Annotated in this window: 13 protein-coding genes; 7 read left to right on the forward strand and 6 right to left on the reverse strand. The window is 29.7% G+C overall.

Features of this window, described 5'->3' with window-relative positions:
- Positions 1–10: 10 nt before the first annotated feature.
- The 5 genes from gcvH to MHN29_RS05685 all read left to right on the forward strand — a co-directional run bounded on the left by gcvH (position 11) and on the right by MHN29_RS05685 (position 3003).
- The gene (gene gcvH, locus MHN29_RS05665) at positions 11–391 is read left to right on the forward strand and encodes a glycine cleavage system protein GcvH (protein WP_150898294.1); all 381 of its coding nucleotides are present in this window, start codon (positions 11–13) and stop codon (positions 389–391) included.
- Complete coding sequence (locus MHN29_RS05670; RefSeq protein ID WP_235274322.1) at positions 357–734, forward strand: VanZ family protein; 378 nt, start codon at positions 357–359, stop codon at positions 732–734. The genes gcvH and MHN29_RS05670 overlap by 35 nt, the downstream gene beginning before the upstream one ends.
- A gap of 63 nt (positions 735–797) precedes the next feature.
- Positions 798–1520 (forward strand): energy transducer TonB, encoded by a 723-nt coding sequence (locus MHN29_RS05675; RefSeq protein ID WP_235274321.1) that lies wholly within the window; start codon positions 798–800, stop codon positions 1518–1520.
- Positions 1521–1628: 108 nt separating this feature from the next.
- Positions 1629–2375 (forward strand): energy transducer TonB, encoded by a 747-nt coding sequence (locus MHN29_RS05680; protein ID WP_235274320.1) that lies wholly within the window; start codon positions 1629–1631, stop codon positions 2373–2375.
- Between the two features lie 46 nt (positions 2376–2421).
- A complete protein-coding gene (locus MHN29_RS05685; RefSeq protein ID WP_235274319.1) occupies positions 2422–3003 on the forward strand; it encodes an acyltransferase in 582 nt (193 codons plus the stop codon).
- Between the two features lie 91 nt (positions 3004–3094).
- On the opposite strand, the gene MHN29_RS05690 is transcribed toward MHN29_RS05685, so the two are convergent.
- Genes MHN29_RS05690 through MHN29_RS05715 form a run of 6 tightly spaced genes read right to left on the reverse strand, consistent with a single transcriptional unit; the run spans position 3095 to position 10083 of the window.
- Entirely contained in the window at positions 3095–4462 is a 1368-nt protein-coding gene (locus MHN29_RS05690; protein ID WP_235274318.1) for a mannosyltransferase, read from the reverse strand.
- Positions 4462–5952 (reverse strand): cellulose synthase family protein, encoded by a 1491-nt coding sequence (locus MHN29_RS05695; protein ID WP_235274317.1) that lies wholly within the window; start codon positions 5950–5952, stop codon positions 4462–4464. Before MHN29_RS05695 ends, MHN29_RS05690 begins: the two co-directional genes overlap by 1 nt.
- A complete protein-coding gene (locus MHN29_RS05700) occupies positions 5952–6644 on the reverse strand; it encodes a glycosyltransferase family 2 protein (RefSeq protein WP_235274316.1) in 693 nt (230 codons plus the stop codon). The genes MHN29_RS05695 and MHN29_RS05700 overlap by 1 nt, the downstream gene beginning before the upstream one ends.
- 3 nt (positions 6645–6647) lie before the next feature.
- Positions 6648–7124: a toxin-antitoxin system YwqK family antitoxin gene (locus MHN29_RS05705; RefSeq protein WP_239176068.1), complete on the reverse strand. Its 477-nt coding sequence runs from the start codon at positions 7122–7124 to the stop codon at positions 6648–6650.
- Complete coding sequence (locus MHN29_RS05710; protein WP_235274314.1) at positions 7114–8736, reverse strand: 4Fe-4S binding protein; 1623 nt, start codon at positions 8734–8736, stop codon at positions 7114–7116. The genes MHN29_RS05705 and MHN29_RS05710 overlap by 11 nt, the downstream gene beginning before the upstream one ends.
- A 6-nt stretch (positions 8737–8742) precedes the next feature.
- A complete protein-coding gene (locus tag MHN29_RS05715; RefSeq protein ID WP_235274313.1) occupies positions 8743–10083 on the reverse strand; it encodes an NAD(P)/FAD-dependent oxidoreductase in 1341 nt (446 codons plus the stop codon).
- Positions 10084–10224: 141 nt separating this feature from the next.
- On the opposite strand from MHN29_RS05715, the gene MHN29_RS05720 reads away from it, so the two are divergent.
- Complete coding sequence (locus tag MHN29_RS05720) at positions 10225–11097, forward strand: transporter (protein WP_235274312.1); 873 nt, start codon at positions 10225–10227, stop codon at positions 11095–11097.
- A gap of 20 nt (positions 11098–11117) precedes the next feature.
- Positions 11118–12113, forward strand: coding sequence for a glycoside hydrolase (locus MHN29_RS05725; RefSeq protein ID WP_235274311.1), 996 nt, complete (start codon positions 11118–11120; stop codon positions 12111–12113).
- Positions 12114–12152 lie beyond the last annotated feature (39 nt).

Here is a 12152-nt window from a genome sequence, read left to right on the forward strand (position 1 = left end):
AAATAAAATAATGAACATTCCAACAGAATTAAAATACACAAAAGACCACGAGTGGGTAAAAATAGAAGACGGTGTAGCTACAATTGGGATTACTGATTTTGCACAAGGTGAATTAGGTGATATTGTATACGTTGACGTTGATACTTTAGACGATACATTAGAAGTAGAAGAAGTTTTCGGATCAGTAGAAGCTGTAAAAACAGTATCTGACCTTTTTATGCCATTATCTGGTGAAGTAATTGAGTTTAACGAAGCATTAGAAGACGAGCCTGAAATGGTAAATTCTGATCCTTACGGTAACGGTTGGATGATAAAAGTTAAATTATCAGACGATTCTCAAATAGCAAGTTTATTAAGTGCTGAAGATTATCAAGAACTTATTAAAGGATAATTTTATAAAAATAGCAATATTTGTAACTGCAAGTATTGCTATTCTTAGTTTAATAAAGATAGGTCCTCAGCCAATCAAAATAAATAATTTAGATAAATACGAGCATCTTATAGCTTATTTTGTTTTAAGTTTTTTTTGGTTATTAGCATTGAAAAAGACAAAAATTAATGATTTAATTATTGTTTTTGCATGTGTTTTTTACGGCATAATTATTGAGGCTCTTCAAGTTACAATGACATCCTACCGTTCAGGGGATGTTTTAGATATTATTGCAAATACGACGGGTATTTTAATAGCTTACATTATTTACTTTCTTTTTTTTAAGAAAAATGAGGCTATTTAAAGATTTAGCTTGTAAAAGTTGAAATAAATTAATTAAATTAGCGAACTGTTAAAAACATTTAGGATGGAAATTAAGAAAAATCCAAAATCAAACTTAGAAAATTATAGCAAGCTGTTTATGCAGTTAGGTTTGGTTTTAGCTTTATTTGTAACATATGTTGCGATTGAAAATAAAACATATGATAAAACATATGGAGATTTAGGTTCAGCAAACATGGCTTCTGATATTGAAGAAGAAACTATAGAACTTCAAATTGAACCACCAAAACCAAAACCAAATACTCCACCACCACCAGCTCCTGAGAAGATTGAGGTTGTAGAAGACGAAAAAGAAGTTGAAGAAACTATTATTGAGTCTACTGAAACTGATGAGTCTGAAGCAGTAGAGGTTGAAGAGATTGTTGAGGTTGAGGAAGAAGAAGAAGTGGTAGAAGATGTACCTTTTTCTATTATTGAAGAAGTACCAGTTTTTCCTGGATGTAAAGGAACCAAAGCTCAAAAGAAAGCTTGTTTAAATAAAAAATTAACTAAGCACGTTCAACGTTATTTCGATGCTGAATTAGCAAACGAATTAGGATTAGCACCTGGTAAGAAGAGAATTTATGTTCAATTTAAAATTGACAAAGATGGTTCTATTACTAGTATTAATGCTAGAGCACCACACCCTAGATTAAAAAAAGAAGCTATTCGTATAGCTAAAAAAATACCAAAAATGAAGCCTGGTAGACAAAGAGGTAGACCAGTAAGAGTTGGTTATACTTTACCTATTACATTTAATGTAGAATAGTTTTAGTATTTACAAAAAATAAAAAGAGCAATCCAATTTTGGATTGCTCTTTTTTTATTGGCATGTTTCTTGTTTCATATATAATAACAATTTAAAAATTTTATTACTATGAAAACACAAAAGAAGAAACCAAGAAAGCAATTAGAGAAATTTTCTGCAATATTTATGCAGTTAGGATTAGTATTAACCTTATTTGTGGTTTTTATCACTCTAGAATATGAAACGGAAAAAGATATGGCTGTAGTAAGCGAACCGTATTATGAGTTTACAGATCCAGTTTTTACTTTTCAAAAAGAAATAATTGTAAAAAAGAAACCAAAGACAATTGTAAAACCTCAAAAGAAACAAATTGTAAAAAGAGTTATCAGCAAGCCAGTAGTTGTAGAGAATGTAACAAACACTCAAGAAACAGTTATTGATTTGCCAGTAGAAAATACTCCAGTAGTAGTTTCTAAGCCTACAAATGTTATTTCAAAAGTAGATGAGCCAATTGAAAAAACAATGTCTATAAATAGTGTCCAAAATAGACCTGTTTTTAAAGGTTGTGAAGGCTTATCAGAAGAAGAGAATAGAATATGTTTTGAAAGAAAAATACAGAGGCATATACAAAGGTATTTTAATGCAGAGATTGCACAAGATGTTGGTTTGAGTTCGGGGAAGTATAAAATATTTACACAATTTGTAATTGATAAAAGTGGTAAAATATCAGATATAAAAATTAGAGCTCCTCATAAAAGGTTAGAAAAAGAAACTAATAAGGTGGTGAATAAAATACCACAATTTACTCCAGGTAAGCAAAATAATAAGCCTGTAAAAGTGAAGTATACTTTACCTATTACATTTAAGGTAGAATAAGAAGAAAAACTCAACCATTTAGGTTGAGTTTTTTATTTTTGTTAATATGGATATAACAAACTCATTTTTTGCACACGAAACAGCAGTAATAGATGCTGGGAGTGCTATTGGTATAGGAACTAAAATTTGGCACTTCAGTCATATAATGCCTGACTGTATCATTGGAAAGAATTGTAATATTGGACAAAATGTTGTGATTTCTCCAAAGGTGAAATTAGGAAGTAACGTTAAAGTTCAAAATAATGTTTCTATTTATACAGGAGTAATTTGTGAAGATGATGTTTTTCTAGGTCCCTCAATGGTCTTTACGAATGTAATAAATCCAAGAAGCGCTATAAAAAGACAAGATCAGTATTTAGAAACAGTTGTTAAGAAAGGAGCAAGTATAGGAGCAAATGCAACAATTGTTTGTGGAAACAATATTGGAGAATATGCTTTTATTGGAGCTGGTGCAGTTGTGACTAAAGAAGTGTTACCTTATGCATTGGTAGTAGGAAATCCATCAAAACAAATAGGTTGGATAAGTGAATATGGCCATCGATTAGAATTTGATGAAAAAGGTGAAGCCATTTGTATAGAAAGCAAAGAAAAATATAAGCTAGAAAACAATAAAGTTTTTAAAATTTGATATAGATCAATTTTTTTTAAAAAGTTTTTGTTGTAAAGAAAATGTTATTTATATTTGAGCAGTGGTTATAAAACCACTTTCTTTTTCTTTTTCATAGCAATTTTTCCCACTCAATTTTATGAGTGGGTTTTTTTATGAATAATTCCCATAACAAATAGCTATATACGATCACATATTCTAAACCAACAAACCATAGGTTTTCTTTCCAAGGTGCGTTTGAGTAAGCTTGGTAACTGAAGATAATTGCTATACTCCAAATGATAGGAAAACGATATTTGGTAAAAATAGACAGGATTATTAAGGTTGCTAAATACCAAGGATGCAAAGTTGTTGTTGTAAAATAATAGAAGGATAAACCAAATAACATTGCAGTTATAAGCTCTAAGATAGATTTATTTTTTCTGAAGAAAGTAACTCCAATTAAAAATATAATAGTTAAAATAGGCATTATTTTACCTATTACGGCTATTTCATTATAACCTCTAAACAAATATCCAATTTCCCTTGCTATGTAATAAAAACTAGCATTAAATTCAAAATTACGAAACCAAAGCCCTACAGAGTTAGAATAATTTGAAATTAACTGTGATGAATAAAAAGGTAAAAAGAGTAATAAAATAGTTATAATAACAATTGTATAAAAAGCAAGTAACCTTAAGAAACCTTTAATTTTTAAATCTTTTGTAACAAATGTTTGATAGAATAAAGGTAAAAAAAGTAATGGAATTAACTTAACTGAAACAGAACAAGCTAATAAAATAGCAGCCCAAATCCATTTTTTTTGATATAACATATATAAACTCCAAACCATAAAAAATAGCATAACAGGTTCAAAGTGTAAATTACCTGTCATCTCAATTATGATAAATGGGTTTAAAGCATATAGAAAGATGTTATGAGTAGAAAGTTTTAGATCTTCTAATAACTTTTTTCCAAAGTAAATTATACCAACATCAGCTAAAATGATAATAACTCTCATTACAGTTGCACTACCAATAATGCTTTTATTAGCTAGGATTGCAGCGATTAAGAAACATAATTGATTTATTGGAGGATAGTTTGTATAATGACTTCCATTCATACTTCCCATTCCTTGATATAAATCTAAAGCTTGATTAATTGGGTATTTATGCTGTTCGATAAAAGTTTCAGGTAATGATAAATATGGGTTTAAACCTTCTAAAATCATTCTTCCATCCCAAATGAAACGATAAAAATCTTGAGATAAATTAGGGATAGCAAAAAGAAAGACCAATCTAAATAGAATGGATATTCCTGCTAAGAAAAGAAAATTGTTTTTACTGTTTTTCCATAAAAAATATGAAGTAGTAAATAATGAAAACCACAAAAAAAGTAGTTTAGAAAATTCAGTTCTTTCTAAAAAGTATGCAAAGAAAAAATAAAGTAAAAGACTAACAAAAGTTAGACTTAGAGTACTATATTTTCTTTCAAGAAGCATTAGGCTTTTGAAAAAATAGATTTAAAAAACACATAACCAAAACCAAAAAATAGCATAAAGTGAAATGGAAATAAACCAAAATCACCTCCTTGATCACCAACAATAAAGGCACTGTACATTCCAAATGCAAAATAAATAGCTAATAATCCTTCTATAACTACATTCATTGAAGGTCTTTTACGAATGTACTTGTTGTTTTTCCAACTATCTTTTAATGATTTTATATTGAATTTAGGAGTTCTAATAAATTCACTTTTTTTACCTATATGCCCTTCTAAAACAGCAATTGTATTGTGCAATGAGAAGCCCATAGCAATAGAGAAAAAAGAAAAGAAAGCTCCAATGTATTTGATAAAATTTAAAAACCCACCTCCATAGGTTCGCTTATACATAAACCAATAGCAAACAAAGAAAATTAAGGTGCTTACAATAAAGAAACTCATTACAATAAAGTAAACCTTTAAATGTGCATATTCATTTTTTATATATAACATAGGAATACTTAAAATAGCTACTAAGAAAATACAAGTAAACATAGAACTATTTAATAAGTGTAGCATTCCGTGAACTTTTGTTTTAAGAGAAATATTTTTATTGGTAATAATTCTCTTTAACATTTTCTGGAAGTTTTCAGCGCCACCTTTATTCCATCTAAATTGTTGAGATCTAGCTGCACTAATTATAACAGGTAATTCTGCAGGAGTTTCAACATTTTCTAGGTATTTAAATTTCCATTTTTTTAATTGAGCTCTATAACTTAAGTCTAAGTCTTCAGTTAAAGTATCACCTTCCCAATTACCAGCATCATAAATACACTCTTTACGCCAAATACCAGCAGTACCATTAAAATTAATAAAATGTCCTTGGCTATTTCTACCTACTTGCTCTAAAGTAAAATGAGCATCTAAAGCAAAAGCTTGAATTTTAGTAAGTGTAGAATAGTTTCTATTAATATGCCCCCACCTAGTTTGTACAACACCAATTTCTGGATTTTTAAAATAAGGTACAGTTTGTAATAACCAATTTTCTTGAGGTAAAAAGTCAGCATCAAAAATAGCGATGAATTCTCCTTTAGCTATTTTTAAACCTTCTTTTAAAGCACCAGCCTTAAAACCTTGACGGTTTTCTCTTCTAATATGCTGAATGTCTAATCCTTTTTTTTGTAATTCTTCAATGTGTTTTCCTGTACTAATAACAGATTCATCAGTAGAATCATCTAAAACTTGAATTTCTAATTTATCACTAGGATATTTTAGTTTAGCTATGTTATCTAACAAGCGCTCCATAACATACAGTTCATTGTATACAGGAAGTTGTATTGTTACGTAAGGGATTTCTTCCTCATTAGAAAAGTCAAATTTAGGAGAAGTATCTTCTTTTCTTTGAGCTTTTAAATAATTAAAAAGTAAATTTAATTGAGCTAAAGCGTATAGTAATATTAGTACTAATGAAATAGTATATATTGCAATTATAACGTATTCTAAAATCATTATTTAAAGCTATATTTAAATATCCAACCTAAAATTTTTATGCCGGCTAAGATACTACCTTTTACGGTTCCTGAAACTTTTGAAACGCCGATTCTATTTCTATATTTCATAGGGACTTCAACATAAGTCATTTTTTGTTTTAATGCTTTTAATTGCATTTCAACAGTCCAACCGTATGTTTTGTCTTCCATATTTAGAGCTAGTAATTTATTATATTTTATGGCTCTAAATGGTCCTAGGTCTGTAAACTTAGCGTTAAAAAATAGTTTCATTAAAAAGGTAGCTAACCAATTGCCAAAAACTTGTTGAGGGGTCATAGAACCTTGTTCTCGTAGTCGTTTTACACGTGCTCCAATTACAAAATCTATGTCATCATTTATTATAGGGCTAATTAGTTCTGTTAATTGTTGAGGGTAATCAGAATAATCACCATCTAAAAAAACAATTATATCTGGTTTTGTATCTTGATTGGCAACATAATCCATACCTTTTAAACAAGCATAGCCATAGCCTCTTCTACTTTCCTTTAATACAGTAGCTCCAGAATTTTTTGCGTTTATTTCAGTGTTATCAGTAGAATTATTACTAACAACTATTATTTCATTTACAAAAGGGGGGATATCGTTAATTACATTTGCAATAGAATCTTGCTCGTTGTAAGCAGGAATAATAACCTTAATATTTTGATTCATTAATTATTTTAAATCATTTAAACTATTTTCTTCTTTAAAGGAAGAAAAGTCAGACCATTCTTTAATTTTTTTGCCGTTTTTAAATTTAACAGCTTTTACTAATTTTTGTTTTTTATAGAGCAAACAATATCCGTTCTTTTGATTGTTTTTTAATTGACATTTATGATTAACCTGCCCATTTTTATCATAAAACAACCACCATTTATTGCGTTTTCCTTTAACAAAATGACCTTCCTTTTCTTTAGAAGAATTTTTTCGGTAAAAGTACCAATATTTTACTTTTATATTATTCTTGAAACGCCCTTCTTTTTTAAGCACGCCATTTTTATAATAAAATTTCCAATACTTTGTTTTCTGATCGTTCTCTATCCAACCTTCTTCTTTCAAAGTACCATTATCGTAATATGCTTTATGATACTTGCTTTGCGAAAACATGGTTGCATAGCAAAGTAAGAAAAATAAAAGTACTTTACTTTTCATTCACTAATTTCATTAAATCAACATCGTTACCTAATAGTACATCAGTAGGGTTTATTCTTCCTTTTTCCGGACCATTTTCTAATTTTAATACTCCACGTGGACAAACAGCTGAACAAACACCACATCCAACACAACTAGACCTAACTATATTTTCTCCTTTTTGTGCGTATGCTCTTACATCAATTCCTTGTTCACAATAAGTAGAACAGTTTCCACAAGAAATACATTGCCCTCCATTGGTAGTAATTCTAAAACGTGATTTAAAACGTTGAACTAAACCTAAATAAGCAGCTAATGGACAACCAAAACGACACCATACTCTGTTTCCGAATATAGGATAGAAACCAGTACCAATTACACCTGCAAACCAAGATCCAATTAAGAAGCTATAAGTGTCTTTTATCCATTCTGATTTGATACCTAAAAAAGATTGTGTTCCAGAAAAATAACAGTATAACGTAACAATAGTCATAACTAAAGAGAAAACTAAAACTGAATGAATTAACCAGCGCTCTAACTTCCATGCGTTTAAACTTTTGTCAGAGTGTTGTCTATAAGGGTCACCTAAAGTTTCAGCTAAACCACCACAACCACAAACCCATGAACAGTACCATCTTTTTCCAAAGAAATATACCATTACAGGCACAATAATTAATGTTAAAACAATTCCCCAAACTAAGATGAATAAACCTATAGCACCACTGTTTTTTAAACTATTTAAATTCCAATCAAAAAAGAAATCATAGTCTAAAGGAAAAGCATTTTTAAAATCATATCCAGGCATGTTTAAGCTCGTCATAATCTCAGGAATTAGGAAGGCAAAAACAATTTGAAAGAATAAAACTGAAGTAGTTCTTATTATTTGATATTTATTATGTCTGTATTTAATATACATTCTAGCAGCCATAACTATCATAATAACACAGTATAGGAAACCATAAACAAACCACTGTGAAGCAGCACCGCCATTTAAAGCTTTACTAATAGGATCTAAAATATATGTCCAATTTACAACATAGTCAGGCATAAAGTATAACAGTAAATAAAAAGCAACTAGATATACTAATACCAACCATGCAATAGCACCTCTGTTAGTACTTGATTCTAAGTAAATACCGTTATTTTTAATTCCAGGTCTTCCTAGTAAAATATAATTTGGTAAAATAAATAATAAAGCACCAATAATTCCTAACCCAAAAGTAAGCCACCAAATTAAGCCAGCATTTTCTTTAATGTAACCTTTTCCTGCAATTTTAGCTAAGTTATAGCTTAAAGTATGTGGTTTTCCAGAGATTCTATATTGATATTGTTCTCCTTTTTTGTCCCAATTTTTTTCAGCATCATATTTAGCAATTAATGCATCATAATGATCGTTAGAAGCTTTATAAGCATTACGAACACGACTAGAAAAATCAAAAACATTTAATTCTTCAGAAGTCACAACTGCTTTGCTAAGTTCTTCTTTAATTACTTCACTTTTATAATTTTGGTTCTTAATAAAACTATCTAATTCGCTAGAAGTTAAATTGAATCCTCCAGTAAAAATAGTTCCCGTGAAAATAGATAACCCAATTAAAAAAAGGACTAATCCAATATATTTTATTGCTTTCATATTTTATTACGCGCTAAAAATTCGTTTCCAGCTTTTCTTTTTTAGTTGGATGTTTGTATTGTTTTCTTTGTTAAATTTTGCTACAATTTCTGGTTCGTGAAGTTTGTAGAATTCTGGATCGAAATTAGCATCTGCTAAATGTTCTAATACGTATTCTATCGAACGTTTTTCTGTTAGAACTTTATCGAAAAACTCATGACGCATTCTAATACCAAAATTGTTTATTCCTATAAATTCATGAGTGTTTTTATCATAGTTGATATGGATACATTTTTTACCATCTTTATGTTCCCAGTAAAAACGAGCTTCATTTTCTTTAGGTTGTGCCCAAACCCATCCATAAGTTTGATATTCAATATCAATAAATTTTGCTGAGTTGAACCAATGTCCAGGTTTATATTGAATTCTGTTATCGCATATCGTTTGTGCTACTGTTTCTCCCATCATTCTTCCAGTATACCAAACAGCTTCAATTGGACGTCTTTGTCCTATGGCTTCGTTTTGTTCTGCACAATCACCAATAGCATAAATATCTTTAATGTTAGTTTCTAAATAGCGGTTTACTTTTACACCTCTACCAGTTTCAATATCAGAATCTTTGATAAAATCGATATTAGGAGAAACTCCGGCTGTTAAACCAACTACATTACAGGTTATTTCTTCTCCTGTTTCAGCTATTATAACCGATTTTACTTTTCCGTTTTCATCAGATTTAATTTCTTTTAGATTTACACCTAAACGAAGGTCAATATGATTATCTAAAATTTCTTGGTTAATCATTGCCGATTCTTGTGCAGGCAAAACTCCATTCCAAAAACTTTCTTCACGGACTAAAAACGTAACAGGAATATTTCTACTATGTAGCATTTCAGCTAATTCAATACCTATTAATCCTCCACCAACAATTACAGCTCTTTTACATGTTTTATTATCAGGTGCGTATTTTTCCAGATTTTCTAAATCTTGTTTATGATACATTCCCATAACACCATCTAAATCCTGTCCTGGCCAACCAAATTTATTTGGTTTAGAGCCAGTAGCTATAATTAGTTTATCGTATGCAAGTGTATCACCTTCAGCAAAAAAAAGTTCTTTTTTATCAGTATTGATTTCTGAGACATAACCTTTTTTTAAGTTAATTCTATTTTTTTTCCAAAACCAAGGCTCATAAGGTTGAGTATGTTCAAACTTCATGTGTCCCATATATATGTACATTAGGGCTGTACGAGAAAAAAAATAATCGGTCTCTGTAGATACAATAGTAATTTTTTTATCAGATAGTTTTCGAATGTGCCTAGCGGCAGTTACACCAGATATTCCATTACCAATAATAACAACGTGTTCCATAAAAAGTTGATTTGCGAGTTATGTCGTTGTTAAAGTTAATAACTTAATGAGCGAAATAAATTTAGAATGAATTTAAATAAAGGAACTTTGTAAGACGTTTTACTTTTTATCGACATAGGTGGTAATTGAAAAATAATCACCATGAAAAATAATTTTAAAAGTATTCTTCTAGTATTTCTATTTATAGGGTTTAGTTCTTATGCCCAAGAAGAAGAAAAAGAAAATGATAAGTCAAATATTCAAACCTACACTCCTTCAAAATTATTGAATAAAGGTCAATGGGATATTAAGTGGTTTAATAATCTTTATACTGAAACTAAGTTTGCTGATGCTAATGGAAACAGTGTAAATAAAGCAAGAGATAATTTTTTCACTTCAACAATCGAAGCTTTTACAGGTATTTCAGATAATAACAGAATTAATATTGGAGCAATCGTAGAGTTTCGTTCTAATACCATTGGAGGAAGGCAAGCTTTATCTGTATTTAGTTTAGAAGATACAAATACTGATAGAAAAGGTATTACTTCGATAGCACCATCTGTTAAATTTCAACCTTTGAAAAATGTTGCAAATTTTTCTATTCAATCGGCTATCCATATTCCATTAGTTAGCAATGAAACTGAAAATGGTATATTTTTAGACCAAACAGCATGGTCTTTTCAAAATAGATTTTTTTATGATTATACTTTTGCTAGTGGAAACTGGCAATTATTTACTGAGTTAAATACTGAGTATAATTTTGGAGATGATCAAAGTTTTGCTAATAATACATTTTTATTAGTTCCTGGAGTGTTTTTAAGTTATTTCCCAAGTGGTAAGTCAACAGTTTTAGGATTTGTTCAGCATGCTGAGCGTTTTGGTGATTTTACTCAAGATTATACAGCTCTAGGTTTTGGAGGAAAATATCAGTTATCTAAAGTGTTAAACTTAGAAGTGTTGTATAGTAACTTCGTTAGAGGAAATAATAATGGTTTAGGGCAAAGTTTTAATTTAGGTTTACGTGCATTATTTTAAAAAAGAGTAATTTAGGAGTTATGAAAATTTATAAGCTCCTTTTAGTATGCCTCATATGTTTGTCTTGTAAGAGCCAAACAAAGAAAATAAATGGAATTAGTTTTGTGGCATCCCCAGAAAAAATTAGTCACGAACATGTATCCCCTTTGATAAAGGCATCAGCGAATTATGTAGCGCTGATGCCTTTTGGTTTTATAAAAGATTTGTCTTCTCCTGAAGTAATTCATAATACTAAAAGACAGTGGTTTGGTGAAACAGAAGAAGGTATAATTCAATATGCAAAAGAATTTCAGAAAAAAGGAATTAGTTTAATGATAAAACCTCAAATTTGGGTTTGGAGAGGTGAGTTTACAGGTTATATAAAAATGAATTCTGAAGAAAATTGGAAGGCTTTGGAAGCTTCATATTTAGAGTTTATTTTAACATATGCAAAAACAGCGCAACGATTAAAAGCTGATGTTTTTTGTATTGGTACTGAGTTGGAAAAATTTGTAATTAATAGACCAGAATTCTGGAATAAGTTAATTAAAGAAGTAAGAAAAGTATATAAAGGAAAGTTAACCTATGCTGCCAATTGGGATGAGTTTAAAAGAGTACCATTTTGGGAAGATATAGATTATATAGGTATTGATGCATATTTTCCTTTAAGCGAAAAGAAATCACCAACTTTGGAAGAATTTGAAAAAGGATGGGAACCACATAAGAAAGAGATTTTGAGAGTTAGGGAGAAGGTAAATAAACCTGTTTTATTTACAGAGTATGGTTATAGAAGTATAAATTATGCAGGAAAGAAGCCATGGGAAGCTCATAGGGTTGAAGGTGAAATAAATTTAGAAAACCAAAAGAATGCAACACAAGCATTGTACAATCAATTTTGGAAAGAAGATTGGTTTGCAGGAGGTTTTATTTGGAAATGGTTTCATAAACATAAAGAAGTTGGAGGTAAAAATAATAACCGATTTACGCCTCAGAATAAACCTACAGAAGAATTAATTAGAAAATTATATGCGCAATAAGTTTTTATTCTTACTATTTTTCTCATTTGTTTTTTTCTC

Source organism: Tenacibaculum sp. Cn5-46 (genome assembly GCF_022347705.1).
Taxonomy (GTDB): Bacteria; Bacteroidota; Bacteroidia; order Flavobacteriales; family Flavobacteriaceae; genus Polaribacter; species Polaribacter aiptasiae.

Bases quoted from the DNA above. Each gene is read 5' to 3' on its own strand.
- MHN29_RS05675 (WP_235274321.1), top strand. From the start codon at position 798: ATGGAAATTAAGAAAAATCCAAAATCAAACTTAGAAAATTATAGCAAG.
- MHN29_RS05710 (WP_235274314.1), bottom strand. From the start codon at position 8,736: ATGAAAGCAATAAAATATATTGGATTAGTCCTTTTTTTAATTGGGTTA.
- MHN29_RS05685 (WP_235274319.1), top strand. From the start codon at position 2,422: ATGGATATAACAAACTCATTTTTTGCACACGAAACAGCAGTAATAGAT.
- MHN29_RS05695 (WP_235274317.1), bottom strand. From the start codon at position 5,952: ATGATTTTAGAATACGTTATAATTGCAATATATACTATTTCATTAGTA.
- MHN29_RS05725 (WP_235274311.1), top strand. From the start codon at position 11,118: ATGAAAATTTATAAGCTCCTTTTAGTATGCCTCATATGTTTGTCTTGT.
- MHN29_RS05715 (WP_235274313.1), bottom strand. From the start codon at position 10,083: ATGGAACACGTTGTTATTATTGGTAATGGAATATCTGGTGTAACTGCC.
- MHN29_RS05720 (WP_235274312.1), top strand. From the start codon at position 10,225: ATGAAAAATAATTTTAAAAGTATTCTTCTAGTATTTCTATTTATAGGG.
- MHN29_RS05680 (WP_235274320.1), top strand. From the start codon at position 1,629: ATGAAAACACAAAAGAAGAAACCAAGAAAGCAATTAGAGAAATTTTCT.
- MHN29_RS05690 (WP_235274318.1), bottom strand. From the start codon at position 4,462: ATGCTTCTTGAAAGAAAATATAGTACTCTAAGTCTAACTTTTGTTAGT.
- MHN29_RS05705 (WP_239176068.1), bottom strand. From the start codon at position 7,124: ATGAAAAGTAAAGTACTTTTATTTTTCTTACTTTGCTATGCAACCATG.
- MHN29_RS05700 (WP_235274316.1), bottom strand. From the start codon at position 6,644: ATGAATCAAAATATTAAGGTTATTATTCCTGCTTACAACGAGCAAGAT.
- gcvH (WP_150898294.1), top strand. From the start codon at position 11: ATGAACATTCCAACAGAATTAAAATACACAAAAGACCACGAGTGGGTA.